The organism is Ligilactobacillus ceti DSM 22408, assembly GCF_000423245.1.
Taxonomy (GTDB): Bacteria; Bacillota; Bacilli; order Lactobacillales; family Lactobacillaceae; genus Ligilactobacillus; species Ligilactobacillus ceti.
Genome location: NZ_KE383993.1, coordinates 423004 through 437418, shown reverse-complemented (window position 1 = coordinate 437418; position 14415 = coordinate 423004). Strand labels below are relative to the sequence as shown.

The 14415-nt window shown below is 35.3% G+C and carries 16 protein-coding genes; 3 read left to right on the top strand and 13 right to left on the bottom strand.

Features of this window, described 5'->3' with window-relative positions; genetic code table 11:
- Window positions 1-34: 34 nt before the first annotated feature.
- Window positions 35-487, bottom strand: a complete 453-nt coding sequence (locus G540_RS0105065) for a low molecular weight protein-tyrosine-phosphatase (RefSeq protein ID WP_027107192.1) — start codon at window positions 485-487, stop codon at window positions 35-37.
- A gap of 315 nt (window positions 488-802) precedes the next feature.
- Between G540_RS0105065 and G540_RS0105060 the strand changes: the two genes are divergently transcribed.
- Complete coding sequence (locus G540_RS0105060) at window positions 803-1648, top strand: DegV family protein (protein ID WP_027107191.1); 846 nt, start codon at window positions 803-805, stop codon at window positions 1646-1648.
- 53 nt (window positions 1649-1701) lie between these two features.
- Here the strand turns inward: G540_RS0105060 and G540_RS0105055 are convergent, their stop codons facing one another.
- Together G540_RS0105055 and G540_RS07505 are read right to left on the bottom strand one after the other, a co-directional pair.
- A complete protein-coding gene (locus G540_RS0105055; protein ID WP_027107190.1) occupies window positions 1702-1890 on the bottom strand; it encodes a 2-hydroxymuconate tautomerase in 189 nt (62 codons plus the stop codon).
- An 84-nt stretch (window positions 1891-1974) separates the two neighbouring features.
- Entirely contained in the window at window positions 1975-2151 is a 177-nt protein-coding gene (locus tag G540_RS07505) for a hypothetical protein (RefSeq protein WP_169439104.1), read from the bottom strand.
- 166 nt (window positions 2152-2317) lie between these two features.
- Between G540_RS07505 and G540_RS0105045 the strand changes: the two genes are divergently transcribed.
- Together G540_RS0105045 and G540_RS0105040 are read left to right on the top strand one after the other, a co-directional pair.
- On the top strand, window positions 2318-3742 hold the full coding sequence (locus tag G540_RS0105045) for a C69 family dipeptidase (protein WP_027107189.1): 1425 nt from the start codon (window positions 2318-2320) through the stop codon (window positions 3740-3742).
- 107 nt (window positions 3743-3849) lie between these two features.
- Window positions 3850-4782, top strand: coding sequence for a hypothetical protein (locus tag G540_RS0105040; RefSeq protein WP_027107188.1), 933 nt, complete (start codon window positions 3850-3852; stop codon window positions 4780-4782).
- Between the two features lie 72 nt (window positions 4783-4854).
- On the opposite strand, the gene trmFO is transcribed toward G540_RS0105040, so the two are convergent.
- From trmFO to G540_RS0104990, 10 genes are all read right to left on the bottom strand, one after another.
- Window positions 4855-6165 carry a methylenetetrahydrofolate--tRNA-(uracil(54)-C(5))-methyltransferase (FADH(2)-oxidizing) TrmFO gene (trmFO, locus tag G540_RS0105035; RefSeq protein WP_027107187.1) on the bottom strand — a complete coding sequence of 437 codons (1311 nt, stop codon included), beginning with the start codon at window positions 6163-6165 and terminating at the stop codon, window positions 4855-4857.
- Window positions 6166-6187: 22 nt separating this feature from the next.
- Window positions 6188-8335, bottom strand: coding sequence for a type I DNA topoisomerase (gene topA, locus G540_RS0105030; RefSeq protein ID WP_027107186.1), 2148 nt, complete (start codon window positions 8333-8335; stop codon window positions 6188-6190).
- 115 nt (window positions 8336-8450) lie between these two features.
- A complete protein-coding gene (gene dprA / locus G540_RS0105025; protein WP_027107185.1) occupies window positions 8451-9302 on the bottom strand; it encodes a DNA-processing protein DprA in 852 nt (283 codons plus the stop codon).
- A 54-nt stretch (window positions 9303-9356) separates the two neighbouring features.
- Window positions 9357-10130, bottom strand: coding sequence for a ribonuclease HII (locus G540_RS0105020; RefSeq protein ID WP_027107184.1), 774 nt, complete (start codon window positions 10128-10130; stop codon window positions 9357-9359).
- Window positions 10131-10149: 19 nt separating this feature from the next.
- Window positions 10150-11007: a ribosome biogenesis GTPase YlqF gene (gene ylqF / locus G540_RS0105015; protein WP_027107183.1), complete on the bottom strand. Its 858-nt coding sequence runs from the start codon at window positions 11005-11007 to the stop codon at window positions 10150-10152.
- Window positions 11008-11039: 32 nt separating this feature from the next.
- On the bottom strand, window positions 11040-11264 hold the full coding sequence (locus G540_RS0105010; protein WP_027107182.1) for a YozE family protein: 225 nt from the start codon (window positions 11262-11264) through the stop codon (window positions 11040-11042).
- 12 nt (window positions 11265-11276) lie between these two features.
- Window positions 11277-11909 carry a YpmS family protein gene (locus G540_RS0105005; protein ID WP_051188970.1) on the bottom strand — a complete coding sequence of 211 codons (633 nt, stop codon included), beginning with the start codon at window positions 11907-11909 and terminating at the stop codon, window positions 11277-11279.
- 7 nt (window positions 11910-11916) lie between these two features.
- On the bottom strand, window positions 11917-12840 hold the full coding sequence (locus G540_RS0105000) for an SGNH/GDSL hydrolase family protein (RefSeq protein WP_051188969.1): 924 nt from the start codon (window positions 12838-12840) through the stop codon (window positions 11917-11919).
- A 73-nt stretch (window positions 12841-12913) separates the two neighbouring features.
- Window positions 12914-13420 carry a dihydrofolate reductase gene (locus G540_RS0104995; protein ID WP_027107179.1) on the bottom strand — a complete coding sequence of 169 codons (507 nt, stop codon included), beginning with the start codon at window positions 13418-13420 and terminating at the stop codon, window positions 12914-12916.
- Between the two features lie 20 nt (window positions 13421-13440).
- Window positions 13441-14397 carry a thymidylate synthase gene (locus G540_RS0104990; protein WP_027107178.1) on the bottom strand — a complete coding sequence of 319 codons (957 nt, stop codon included), beginning with the start codon at window positions 14395-14397 and terminating at the stop codon, window positions 13441-13443.
- Window positions 14398-14415: the final 18 nt, after the last annotated feature.

The window sequence follows — 14415 nt, the reverse complement described above, 5'->3', positions numbered from 1 at the left end:
GCTTAATAGTTTTAACTATCAAGCCCTATTAGCTTTATTTTTCTAACATTTTAATTAAACCAGCGACACCAGCTTGCACTTCTTGGTAAGTCGTTTCAAAATCGCCATTATACCAAGGGTCACTAATCGGATGAGGATCAGCTGTAAAATCAAGTAATAAATAAACTTTATGATCAGGATCGCCGCCCATCATACGTGTGATATTCCGCCGATTAGCTTCATCCATTCCAATCAATAAATCATAATCTGCATAATCTTGACGTGTAATTTGACGAGCACCCCGGTGTTCAAAAGCGATGCCCTTTTCACGTAGCTTACTTTGAGCCGGGGGATAAATATCATTGCCAATCTCTTCCGTGCTAGTAGCAGCAGAATCAATTTGATATTCTGCGCTTAAACCTCGTTTTTCCACGGCATCTTTCATAACAAATTCAGCCATTGGACTTCGACAAATATTACCATGACAAATCATCAAAATTTTCTTCATAAAATCACTTCCAAATTTAAAATCTTTCTCTTTTATTATAACAAAAATCAAAAAAATTGCTGCGCAGGTTTTAATTATAAACTTTCAAAAAACTTGCTAAATTAATTGTTTCGCCATCTATTTTGAAAAAACGTCTTGTTCACTTGGCCATATTTTAAATAAAAAAACAAGCAACATTTTAAAAAATATGTCGCTTAGTCTGAAAAAGTATAGTATATTGAGAACAGTTTTTAAAAAGAACTACTTGCATATTCAATTATCGAAGCAAAAGAAAAATAACAATCTAAACAGATTTGCTCAAAAGGAGCTTTTATTATGACTAAAAAATTTAAAATTGTAACTGATTCCTCAGTACTTTTAACACCGGAAGAAATTACGCAATATGATATTAAAATTGTACCTTTAACAGTCGAACTAAATGGCCAAACATACCGTGATGGTGAAAATATTTCTCGAGCTGATCTATTAGCTGCTTTACAAAATGATCAACAACCAAAAACAAGTCAACCGGCTCTCGGAAGTTTTGTCGATACTTTTACCGAATTAACAGCAGATGGTAGTCCAGTCATTGCGATTGTTCTTTCAGATCATCTCAGCGGAACTTACGCTTCAGCTCAAATGGCGGCAGAAATGGTCGCTGGTGATATTACCATTATTAATAGTATGAATGCCGATCGCGGTTTAGCGTTTCAAGTTTTAGCAGCGGCACAAGATGCACAAGCCGGCAAATCTTTAGCTGAAATCAAAGCTCATCTTCAAGATGTCCACGAACGCACCTTAACTGATGTCTTCGTTGCACAAATGGGATCGCTAGTCGCTAGTGGTCGGATTAGTAATTTTGCAGGCCATATTTCTAAATTACTCAACATTAAATTAGTTACTCATTTAACTGATGGTAAATTAAGTATGATTGCCAAAGGTCGCAGCAACAAAACATTTTATAAACGTTGTCAGGCAATTGCTGAAGAATCAAAAGGTCGAGAAATTGCCGAAATCGCCCTTTCGCATGTTGGTTGTGACGAAAAATATTTAACAACTTTAAAAGAATATTTACTAAGCAACCAAGATCCTAACACACCTTGTAGCACAGAACTCACGAGTTCCGTTATTATGTCACACGTTGGTTTAAACGGTAATGGTGTGACCATTTTATATAAATAAACAAAAAACGTCCGGTTACTAAAAATAGTAGCTGGACGTTTCTTTGTTATTTATTATTTTTGATCGCTAACTAATGTACCTGCAACTGCATAGTTATCTTTTTTCATTTCATTTAAGATAACATGAACATGTTCAGCTGGAGCACCTGTATTGTTAACAACTGCTGCTGTGACATCTTCCACCATCTTTTTCAATTGTTCTGGTGAACGACCTTCAACTAATTCAATATGGACAAATGGCATGGTAATTCCTCCTCATGATTAATAATTACAATTTTATTAAAGCATAGATTTTCCAGTGCGTAAATGTTATTTGATTAGCTTTCATTAGTTAATCTTTTCGTTCCATCGTTTCGGACTCCAGACACTACCTTCCAAAGCCACTTGTAAACTTTCATTATCATCTTCTAATTCTGTAATATATTGTCTAATAGCAGCCATCACTGCTTTATTTTCAGTTGTAGTAATTTGAGTAATTTGTTGATCTAACCATTGATTGCGCATTTTTAAAACTCCTCTCAACTTTTGCCACACTTATTTTAGCACATTAAACATTTAAGTTGTTAACAATCTTTTTGTTTTTTCTTTAAATTCAGCAGCTATGTGCTATTTTTTAGAAATTTCGTGTTAAAATAAATACAAATAAATTTGCCAGGAGGTTATTTTTAAAATGTCTTCAAATAATTTTGATTTTTCACAATGTACAAGTGTTTTAGTTGGTAAAAAAGCAACTGCTGATGGTTCAACTATGATTGCCCGAAATGAAGATTATCGTGCAGCATGGCCTAAACATATGGTAGTTCATCCGCATGAAGAATTCGCTACAGAACAAGAATTCGTAGCCGTTGATAATAAATTCACTATGATGTTACCAAAAGTTAAAGGTAAATATACCGCAACTCCCGAATGGACACCTAAATACGGTTTAATCGAAGAAGCTGGTATCAATGAATATGGTGTCGCTATGAGTGCTACTGAAAGTACTTACGCTAATCAACGTGTATTAGCTTATGATCCTTTAGTAGAAAATGGTTTGAATGAAGGTGCAATGATTACAGTCGTCCTTCCTTACATCAAATCAGCGCGTGAAGGTGTTGCCATGCTTGGTAAAATTGTCGAAGAACATGGTGCAGCGGAAACAAACGGTGTCCTTTTCTCTGATGAAGAAGAAGTTTGGTATTTAGAAATCGGTTGTGGTCATCACTGGGTAGCACAAAGAATCCCGGATGATGCTTACGCAGTAGTCGCTAACCAAATGGCCATCCAAGAAATCGATTTTGCTGATGATGCGAACTTTATGTTTTCACCAGGAATCGTTGATTTTGTAACAGAAAATCATTTACAAGTCGCTGAAAGTGGTTTTAATTTCCGCAATATTTTCGGTACACATGAATTATCTGATGAAATTTACAGCACACCTCGTGTTTGGTATGGTCAACGCTTCTTGAATCCATCAATCGAACAAGATCCAATGAGTGAAGAATTACCATTCTTACGCAAAGCAGAACGTTTAATTCATTTAGATGATGTGGCTTATATCTTAGGCTCTCACTACCAAAACACACCTTATGATCCATTGGGTAATGGTGCAGAAAAGAATAAATTCCGCCCAATTAGTTTAGCTAAAACCCAAGAATCACATATTTTACAAATCAAACCAAACTTACCAATTGAAATCGGTGGCGTTCACTGGATGGCTTTAGGTGTTACAGCTCAAAGTGTCTTTGTACCATTCTTCTCTGGTGCAACAGATGTTCACCCTGCTTATAAAGTTGGTCAACAAACTTACTCTCCTGATTCAGCTTACTGGGTTTACAAATTAGTCGGAGTTTTAGTCGATCCACATTATCGTAAATTAGGCGATGATTTAAAAGGTGTTCAAAAAGAATTAAATAGTGAATTCGCTGGCATGGTTGCTAAATATACTAAAGAAGCACAAGCATTATCTGGTACAGCTTTAACAGAATTTTTAACAACAAGCAGTATTGCGATGCAACAACACGGTTTAGATAAAATGCGCAAATTAAGCGGTGAATTGATTACTAAATCAACTGATTTTTCACCACTTAACTTCAGTCATGATGAAAATCTCTAATTAAAAACGAAGGCTTGAAACAATTTTGTTTCAAGTCTTTTTTTAATAGCGTCAATTTCAAAAGTTGCTTATAATAAAAGCATAGAACGTCGATTAAGGAGATTTGTATGACATTAACAATCAAAAAACATCCACAAACACAAGGCAACGCATTTTATAATGAAGAAAATGAAATTTGCTTAATTTGTGATCCGAAAACTTTACCAAAAACATTCCAACATATCCCAGTTGTAATCACCTTTTTACAACCAGAAACGAGCGCATTAGTAACTGATCCAACTATTACTAATCCGCTTTATTTACCGCAAGAGCTCTATACAATTTTACAAAAAGCGGCGAAATTTGCTTTAAAAGCGCCTTTAAATCAACAAATCAAAATTTTACCTTATGGTTATGCGCAAAAGATTGCTCATTTAAAAATTACTGCTGAACGCACTGATGACTTAAATTCTGATGCGATTGTTTTGTTAGTGCAAACAGCGACACAAACTATTGGTTATGCGGCGACTTTTTCTAAAAACGGTCTGCATAAAAGTCGGATTAAAAAATGGAAAAAACATTTCAAACAAGCTCAATTAGATCAACTTGTTTTAGCCGATACGTTTTTTCAAAATGAAGAAAACACTATTTTTAATCCCAATCAAATTTTAAAACAAGTTAAAAATGAATTAAGCAACGCTCAAACAGACGAGATACTCACTTTTAGCGTTCCTTTTGCTAATTTAGCGTTGTTATCCCAAATCAAAGTCATCAGCACGCAAACCGAGCGTAAATTAGTTTTAACACCGGCTTATGCTGGTCTCTTACGCCATTTTTATCCCTATGATGAAGATTTTATCGCGAGCGCACCTGATGATGACAACTTAACTACTTACTTACAACAACCCGATCGTTACTTTTTCCAAGCTGAATTACTCCAGCAACCCGCCCGAGAAATTTTAAACGTTAGTGCTCCAGTTCATTCAGCTCCTATCACACAAGCTGAATTAAATGACTTAGTTAAATATGTTGCACCAAAAGAACTTTTAATTTTAGAATAATTATAACGACAAAAAACGCCTCTCAAAAAACCTAGTTGGTCTTTGAGAAGCGTTTTTTATTTGTGTTTATTTTTAATCAATTTTTTCAGCTTTGAATTCTTTTAATTCGGCTAAGGCACGTTCAGAAATCGCCATATTACGTTCCCGTTTATTCCGAATTCGTTGTTCTAATTGTGGCACAATCCCAAAGTTAGCATTCATTGGTTGGAAATTATCTTTAGCAGCATGTGTAATATAATAAGCCATTGCACCCATCATTGTGCGTTTTGGAAAGACGAGTGGTTCTTGACCATTAATCATCCGTGCGGCATTAATCCCCGCATATAAACCACTAGCTGTACTTTCAACATAACCTTCCACACCAGTCATTTGACCAGCAAAGAATAAATCAGCACGTTTCTTTGTTTGGTATGTTGGTTGCATCACTTCTGGTGAGCGTAAATATGTGTTACGGTGCATAACACCATAACGGACAAAGTTTACATTTTCTAAACCAGGAATCATTGAAAAGACGCGTTTTTGTTCGCCCCATTTCAAGTGAGTTTGGAAACCAACGATATTATACAAATCACCCGCCGCATTATCTTGACGTAATTGGATAACAGCAAATGGTTCTGTACCCGTCTTAGGATCTTCTAAGCCAACTGGTTTCAAAGGTCCAAATAACATTGTTTTCGCACCACGGGAAGCCATTTCTTCAATTGGCATACAACCTTCGAAGAATTTAGAATCTTCAAAATCATGTAATTCGGCTGTTTCAGCATTAATCAATTCATTATAAAAGGCATAAAATTCATCTTTATCCATTGGACAGTTCAGATAAGCTGCTTCACCTTTATCATAACGTGATTTCAAATATACTTTATCCATATCCAAGGATGATTTTTCTAAAATTGGTGCCGCCGCATCATAGAAGTGTAAGCCTTGATCATCGACAAATTTCTTAATATCTTCAGACAATGCTTCGGATGTTAAAGGTCCAGTTGCAATAATTGTTAAACCTTCGGGAATTTCCGTTAATTCTTCTTCAATAATTTCAATATGAGGATGATTTTTCAATTGTTCTGTAATAGCTTGTGAGAAAGCTTCACGGTCAACAGCTAAAGCTCCCCCTGCTGGTACAGAATGTTGATCAGCTGCCTGCATAATAATTGAATCTAAAGTCCGCATTTCTTCTTTTAACAAACCGGCTGCATTCGTTAGTTGATTAGCTCTTAAAGAGTTTGTACAAACTAATTCGGCAAATCCGCCTGTATGGTGTGCTGGTGTTTTTTTCGTAGGACGCATTTCATATAATTTAACATCTACGCCACGTTGCGCAATTTGCCAAGCAGCTTCACTCCCTGCCAAACCGGCACCAATCACATTTACAAATTTTTCCATCTCAAATCTCCATTCGCTTTTATTAACTATTTTCAACGACTTCTTGATAATCACCATTTGGACAGACAACTTCTTGTCCTTTTTTCGTTTTCTTATAAACTAAGTAATGATCACATTTTGGACAATTACGACCAACTGGACGATCCCAAGAAACGAATTCACATTCAGGATAGTTCGAACATCCGTAGAAAATTCTATTTTTCTTCGATTTACGTTCGACAACATTTCCTTTATGACAAAGTGGACATGTAACACCAATTTCTTTGATGATTGCTTTTGTATGACGGCAATCTGGGAAACGACTACATGCATAGAATTTACCGTAACGACCAAGTTTGATTACCATTGGCGCACCACAAACTTCACAGTCAATTCCGGCTGGTTCATCTTTAATTTTAATCTTAGCTAATTTATTTTCGGCTGAAATAACTTCTTTCGCGAATGGTTGATAGAAGCGATCAACGACTTCGACCCATTCTAATTTACCAGCTTCAATATTATCTAATTCACCTTCTAAATGTGCTGTAAAATCAACATTTAAAATATCTGGGAAACAATCTTCCATAATATTATTAACGATTTCACCAAGTTCAGTTGGTTCAAATTTCCGCGCAGTTAATTTTACATAGTAACGTTTTTGAATTGTACTTAACGTTGGCGCATATGTTGAAGGACGACCAACACCATTACCTTCTAAAGTTTTGATCAGTGTTGCTTCAGTATAACGAGCAGGTGGCGCTGTGAAATGTTGGCGTGGTGCACTTTCTTTCAAGACGACTTCATCACCTTCATTTAAATCAGGTAACATATTATCTTTGGCTTTAGTTTGAACTTTATAGACTTTCGTAAAACCTAAGAATTTCAATTTCGACCCTGTGGCACGATATTGAACATTATTTTGTTCTAAATCAACAGACATTGTATCGTAAAGCGCTGGTTTCATTTGCGCTGCCACAAAACGAGACCAAATCAAAGAATAAAGACGTAATTGATCTTTCGTTAAATATTTTTCTAATGATTCGGGTGTCCGTAATGTTGATGTAGGACGAATTGCTTCGTGGGCATCTTGCGCACTTTCAGCTAATTTACCTTGACGAACAGACGCTGCCGCATAGTTTTCACCATATTGATCAACAATGAATTGATGAGCTTCAGCTTGTGCGACATTCGAAACACGGGTTGAGTCCGTACGCATATAGGTGATTAAACCGACTGTTCCACCACGTCCGATATTAATCCCTTCATATAATTGTTGCGCAACCATCATTGTTTTTTGTGTTCTAAATTTCAAAACGTTGCTGGCAACTTGTTGTAACGTTGATGTTGTAAATGGTAAACCAGGTTGTGATTTACGTTCTTTACGCGTTACTTTAGTAATATTAAAAGGTTTTTGCGGATCGATTTTTTGCATAACCTTTTGGACAGCTTCGTTATTTTCTAAGGCTAATTTCTTATTATTCACACCCCAAAAATCGGCTTCAAATTTTGAACGGCCTTTTTTGAAACTACCAGTAATTGTCCAGTATTCTTCGGGTTGGAATTTCTTGATTTCATTTTCACGTTTAATAATTAAGTTCAATGCGATTGATTGAACGCGACCAGCTGATAAACCTTTTTTAATCTTGGACCATAATAATGGTGAGATTGAATAACCGACTAAACGGTCTAAAATCCGCCGTGCTTGTTGTGCATCAACTAAGTCCATATCAATTTTACGTGGTGTTTTAAAAGCATTTTTAACGGCATCTTTTGTAATTTCGTTAAAAATAACCCGGTTTTTGTCTTCAGGATTTAACCCTAACAAATGCGAAAGGTGCCAAGCAATAGCTTCCCCTTCGCGATCGGGATCTGATGCGAGATAAACATTAGCTGCTTTTTTCGCTTCTTTTTTAAGTTCTTTAATAATCGGACCTTTCCCTCGAATTGAAATATAATGCGGATCATAATTATTTTCAACATCGATCCCCATTTTACTCTTAGGTAAGTCACGAATATGACCAACACTCGCTACGACTTTATAGCGTGAACCTAAATATTTACCAATTGTTTTCGCCTTAGATGGTGATTCGACAATTACTAAATTCTTTTTAGGCGCTTTTCTTTTAGTTGTTTTTTTCTTCGTTGTTGTTTTTTTGGTTGTTGTTTTCTTTGTTGCTGGGGTTTTTGGCAATTATCCCAACTCCTTATCAATATTTCTTCTATTTATAATCTAAAATCGCTATTTATGTTATGTGATATACGCGGTGTTTGTCAAGTATTGTGAAAATTTAAGCTTAATTTATCATTTATTTCCCAAATTCTTCTAAGATATCCTGCGGTCTTAAGACAGGTTTGGCACCGGCTGCGATTAATTCATTACAACCTTGTGATAATTCTGCCGTAATATTACCCGGAACAGCTAAAACATTCCGATTTTCTTGTAAGGCGATACTAGCTGTAATTAAACTCCCACTGACTTTTTTCGCTTCTATCAATAATATCGTATCACATAACCCAGCAATAATGCGATTTCTTTGCGGGAAGTGGAATTTTAAAGGGCCACTCCCTAACGGATATTCACTCACAACCAACTCTTCTTGCATCATTTTTCGTTGTAAACTTTGATGTTCTCTAGGATAAAATAAATCTAAACCCGTCCCGATTACACCAATGGTTCTTTGTTTTTGACCAATCGTAATTCGATGAACTAAACTATCGATCCCCCGCGCTAAGCCGCTCACCGTGACAATTTGTTTTTGAATCACTTCTGGTAATAAGATTTTCAAGCAAGTTTGTGCATAGGCACTGCATTTTCGTGCACCAACAACTGCTAAAACGGGTTGCTGCAACAAAGCAATCTCACCTTGATAAAACAAAACTAACGGTGGTTGATAGATTTCCCGTAATTTTAAAGGATATGCTGCATCGACCAATGTAATATAAGGAACTTTTTGATTTTTGCGCAACTTATCTCGAAATGTCGGCGAGAGAACTTCATGTAAATAACGATAAATTTTTTCTTTTTTTAAATGTAAAACTTGTTGGTATTCTTGCACAGTTGGCATCCGTTGTTGTTCTAAAATAAATTGTGCAATATAATGTTTTTCTTTCATTGTAAATGCTGTTGCGAGATGTAATTTTAAAATTCTTTTTCGCATAAAAAAACCACCTTTGCCTTTCATGTTGAAATACGCAAAAGCGGTTCAATAATCTTATGAATAATGAGATTTAATTGGTTCAAATGATTTACGGTGAATTGGTGTGGCACCTAATTGCGCTAAACCAGCGAGATGTTCTTTTGTTCCGTAACCATCATTTTTCTTAAAGTTATAACCAGGATAGATATCATCATAAAATGTCATCAAATGATCCCGATTAACTTTGGCAACAATACTAGCTGCTGCAATCGAAACCGAGCGAGCATCACCTTTAATTAACTTAGTTTGCGGAATTTCTAAATCTAATTCCATCGCATCAATTAATAAATGTTGTGGTTGAATAGCTAAATCATTCACGGCAGCATTCATGGCTTGGCGTGTTGCTTGATAAATATTAATCTCATCAATGACTTCATTATCAGCGACCCCCACCGCAACAGCGACAGCTTCTTCTAAAATTTTACGATAAAGCTCTTCTCGTTTTTTTTCATTGAGTTTTTTTGAGTCATTAACTTCTACTAATGAGAAATCATGCGGCAAAATAACCGCAGCCGTCACAACTGGTCCTGCTAGTGGTCCGCGGCCAACTTCATCGATTCCGGCCACATAGTCAAACCCTTGTTCCCAGAGTTCTTTTTCATAACTTAAACGTTCTAAAAAATCAGCTTGCGCGGCTTCTTTTTTAGCGACTTGTTTTTGATAAGTAGTTAGTGCTTGTTGAGCGCCTTTGCGTTCATCTTGGGCTAAACGTTCTAAAAACTCCGGTGTCGGATCGTTTTTTAAAGCTGCTTTAATCGCACTAATCGTTAATTTTTTCTCTTCTGACACGTTTTGACCACACTTTCTCTTAAATTTCTGTTGCTGCAACAGGAACTTGATCAAGTGTATAACGACCTAATTTACCTTTTCGCACATCAAAAATTAAACGTTCGCTCGCCCGATCATAATCATCTTTAAAGCCCATTCGTTGTGTAATTAATAATAAAATTTCTACGATTGGTTGATTTAAATCTTCATCGGATAAACGATAACGTTCTTGTAACGCTGTGATATTATATTGCATAAAATGTTCTAACGCATATAATGCAACATCATCTTTAGCATACAACGTATCTTTAATCGCACCTGTCAGGGCTAATTTTTTACCAACCAAAGGATCTTCGAATTTAGGCCATAAAATCCCGGGTGTATCTAATAATTGTAATTCTTTACCAGCTTTAAGCCATTGTTGTGACTTAGTAACACCTGGTTTATTCCCAACTTGAGCAACATTTTTCTTCACTAAACGATTTAATAAAGTTGATTTCCCAACATTAGGGATTCCGGTACACATCACTTTGATTCTTTGATTAAAAATCCCCCGTGATTCTTGGCGTGCAATCTTATCGGCCATAACTTCATTAATTTTCTTTTCAATAACTTTAATATTGTTATTATCATTACTGTTAATCGCAACTGCGGGTAAACCATTTTCTTCATAATATTTAACCCAGTTTCTCGTCGCATTGGCATCAGCTAAATCTTTTTTCGTTAAAACCATAATATGCATTTTATTGCCAATAACTTCTAAAATTTGCGGATTACGTGATGATTCTGGTAAACGTGCATCAACTAATTCTAAAACAACATCAACCATGTTTAAATTCTCTTTAACCTGACGTAAAGCTTTGGCCATATGTCCAGGATACCATTGAATAACTGCCATTTTTTCCACTCCTTTTTCGTGAACTTTGTCTTTTATACCATTTTGGCTAAATAAATTTCCCAAGCTGCATCAAAAATTGTCATACTTGGTAAATAATTGCCATTTAATTCTAAATATTGTGATAATTCATCATAATCTTGTGATTGTTTGGGAAAGCTTTGATCATAAAAAGCATTATTCGCAAACTGGGCAAGATCTTCATAGCTATCAGGATTTCTTTCAGTCATTAAATAATGAAAAAAACTTTGACGATACATTCTTCTTAATCCCTACTTTCCAAGTGGAAGCCCCACTTTAAACTTAAATTGATTTGTTTTCAAATCAAATTTTTCACACTTTACACTTAAATTCTTTTCTGCAGCAATTTGATTTAAATTCAAAATAATTTCTTTTTGATCGGGTTTAATTTGGACCCGTTTTTTCAAATCATAATTATTTTTCACATAATTCAAAATATACTTTTGTGGCAAGCCCAGTGATCCGACTGCCATTTTTTTCGTATGCAAGATCAAATTACCATCCGGTGCAACTTCTGGTTGAGCATCAACTGTAAAAGCGACTTTTTGCCCGAAAAAGGTCGTTGCTCCTTGTAAAATAATCGACTTATCAATTAAAACGCGATATTTTAATTGTCCGGTTTTCTTCTTGTCTAAATACTGATTGATTAAATCATTTAAATCTTCTTTCGTCAAATCAACATGCACATAAGCTTGTTTCCCAGTAACTTTTTTGCTGGTAGTAGTTTGTGAGATTGCTGGATTGGGTTGTTTCACTTTCCAACTCACATAAACACCACTAGCAATAATTAAGGCTACTAAAATAGTAAAGGCCCATTTCCAATAATTACGTGGTTGTTTTGGTGACTTGAGTTGTTTGGTTCGACTCAAATTTTCACTTGTCATCTTAAAATCACTCCTCATCTAACCAAGCGCTTTGATGTTTTTCTAAACTTTTTTCTAATTGTTGTGTCATATATTGATACCCTTTTAAATTCGGATGGAAATGATCGGCTTGTGAGATATATTCATTTTGATGAGGTGCATTTTTAAAAGCTTGTTGAATTTCCGGTTGATTCATTTGGGTAAAATCAATTTTACTATGTTGTTTTAATTTTGTTTGTGATTTGTGATAATACTGTCCTTGTGATAATTGTTGATTAACATTCACATAATAGACTTTGTATTGGTGGAGACTAATTTGGCGTGCCATTTGACACCATTGATTCGTATATTTTTCTAAGGCATCCATTTCTGGAAAATATACATAAAATGGATTATAAATCCCATATAAAAAGATTGGTGCCTGTTGATTATATTGACGAATAGTCGTTAATAAAGTTGTTAAGCGTTTTTTATAGGCTTGTTCTTGTGCGGGCATAATCTTGGCTAAATAGTCATCTGAGAGCTGCGCCATATTTTGACGTAAAATCTTCATTAAATCATTACCACCAACTGTTAACGTGATAATATTAGCCTTTTTTAAACTAGTTTGTAGTTTTCGATCTTTTAAAATCCGATCCGTAATTTGTTCACTTCGCTCACCAGGAACACCATAATTTTGACTAGTTACGCGTACGGGATATTTTTTAGCTAATTCGTCTTTTATTAGTGTAACATAACCACCTTGTTCTTTGGGATCACCCACACCATACGTTAACGAATCGCCCACCGCAACTAATTTAATTTTTTGTTTAGTTGGTTGGTGCACCGGAGCCGCTGTTTGCATAACGACTTTCGTATGCAGCTGATCATATGTCCAAAAAATTCCAAAAAATAAACCGATTAAAATCCCTAAACTCAGCAAATAGATTAGCCAACGTTTCATTATTTTCATTACTTAAATCCTCTTTCACTTCTAGCAATTTAAATAGGAAAAGTAGTAGCTAGTTACACTACTACTTTAAAAATTATTTTTTACGACGATATTCTTTAAACACATAATCATAAGCATTCTTTTCATCACGTGAAAAAGCATCTTCTTGGACTAAAGTGAAATCTTCGTAAGCTAATTGCGGCATAACTGTATCACCTTTAAAAGTCGCTTGAATTTGTGTTTGATATAGTGTTTGAACTTCTTTTTTGAAAATTTCAAATAAGGAAGCTCCCCCAATAATAATGGGATCTAATTCATCGTTTTCTTTTAACCATTTACGTAAAGATGGTAAATCAGTAAAAATCATAACTTGATCGTTATCTGCGTATTTTTCAACTAGTTCTGCTTGTCGTGTTAAAACTAAATGTTTCCGACCGGGTAATAATTTTGGAAAACTCGCGAATGTTTTTCTACCCATAATCATCGGATGATTCATTGTTGTTTCTTTAAAATGCGCTAAATCAGCTGGTAAATGCCACGGCAACTTACCTTGATACCCGATTTGTCCTAATTGATCTTCTGCCCACATATATGCTAACATGCCATTCCACTCCTTTTAAATTAGACTGCGACTGGTGCTTTAATTGCTGGATGTGATTGATAATCAACAGCTTTAATATCATCCATATCAAAATCAAAAACAGATTTTTTATCTGGATTTAACCATAAACTTGGTGCTTCATATGGTGTGCGACTAAGTTGTTCTTTAACTTGTTCCATATGATTGCTGTAAATATGCGCATCACCTAATGTATGCACAAATTCACCAACTTCTAAGCCGGTTTCTTGAGCGATTAAATGTGTCAATAAAGCATAAGATGCAATATTGAAAGGTACACCTAAAAAGACATCCGCACTTCTTTGGTAAAGTTGACAACTTAATTTACCATCATTGACATAAAATTGGAATAATGTATGACATGGTGGTAAAGCACTATTAGGAACATCTTCCGGATTCCAAGCAGAAACGATTAAACGCCGTGAATCAGGATTATTTTTAATTTCGGAAATCACATTGGCAATTTGATCGATTGCTTCCCCTTGGCGTGTTTGCCAATGACGCCATTGTGCACCGTAAACATCACCAAGATTCCCGTAACGAGCTGCAAAGTCATCATCATTGACAATTCGTTCACAAAAAGCTTTTTTCTCAGCTAAATAAACTTTTTTAAATTCAGGATCAGCATCAGCTCGTAAACCAAAATCAGTCATATCAGGACCTTGATATTCAGCACTAGCTACCCAGTTTTTAAAAGCCCATTCATCCCAAATATGATTATTATTTTGTAATAAATATTGGATATTAGTATCTCCATTTAAAAACCAGAGTAACTCACTTTTAATCAACCCTAAAGGTACTCGTTTAGTTGTTAAAAGAGGGAAACCTTGACTTAAATCAAAGCGCATTTGATAACCAAAAACACTCTTTGTCCCAGTTCCTGTCCGATCTTCTTTAGTTTGTCCATTTTCTAAAATATGTTGTAACAATTCTAAATACGGTCCATCCATTACTGCCATGTGATCATCTCCTAGTAT

Coding starts and splice junctions, on each gene's coding strand:
- G540_RS0105065 (WP_027107192.1), bottom strand. CDS start 487: ATGAAGAAAATTTTGATGATTTGTCATGGTAATATTTGTCGAAGTCCA.
- G540_RS0105060 (WP_027107191.1), top strand. CDS start 803: ATGACTAAAAAATTTAAAATTGTAACTGATTCCTCAGTACTTTTAACA.
- G540_RS0105055 (WP_027107190.1), bottom strand. CDS start 1,890: ATGCCATTTGTCCATATTGAATTAGTTGAAGGTCGTTCACCAGAACAA.
- G540_RS07505 (WP_169439104.1), bottom strand. CDS start 2,151: ATGCGCAATCAATGGTTAGATCAACAAATTACTCAAATTACTACAACT.
- G540_RS0105045 (WP_027107189.1), top strand. CDS start 2,318: ATGTCTTCAAATAATTTTGATTTTTCACAATGTACAAGTGTTTTAGTT.
- G540_RS0105040 (WP_027107188.1), top strand. CDS start 3,850: ATGACATTAACAATCAAAAAACATCCACAAACACAAGGCAACGCATTT.
- trmFO (WP_027107187.1), bottom strand. CDS start 6,165: ATGGAAAAATTTGTAAATGTGATTGGTGCCGGTTTGGCAGGGAGTGAA.
- dprA (WP_027107185.1), bottom strand. CDS start 9,302: ATGCGAAAAAGAATTTTAAAATTACATCTCGCAACAGCATTTACAATG.
- ylqF (WP_027107183.1), bottom strand. CDS start 11,007: ATGGCAGTTATTCAATGGTATCCTGGACATATGGCCAAAGCTTTACGT.
- G540_RS0105010 (WP_027107182.1), bottom strand. CDS start 11,264: ATGTATCGTCAAAGTTTTTTTCATTATTTAATGACTGAAAGAAATCCT.
- G540_RS0105005 (WP_051188970.1), bottom strand. CDS start 11,909: ATGACAAGTGAAAATTTGAGTCGAACCAAACAACTCAAGTCACCAAAA.
- G540_RS0105000 (WP_051188969.1), bottom strand. CDS start 12,840: ATGAAAATAATGAAACGTTGGCTAATCTATTTGCTGAGTTTAGGGATT.
- G540_RS0104995 (WP_027107179.1), bottom strand. CDS start 13,420: ATGTTAGCATATATGTGGGCAGAAGATCAATTAGGACAAATCGGGTAT.
- G540_RS0104990 (WP_027107178.1), bottom strand. CDS start 14,397: ATGGCAGTAATGGATGGACCGTATTTAGAATTGTTACAACATATTTTA.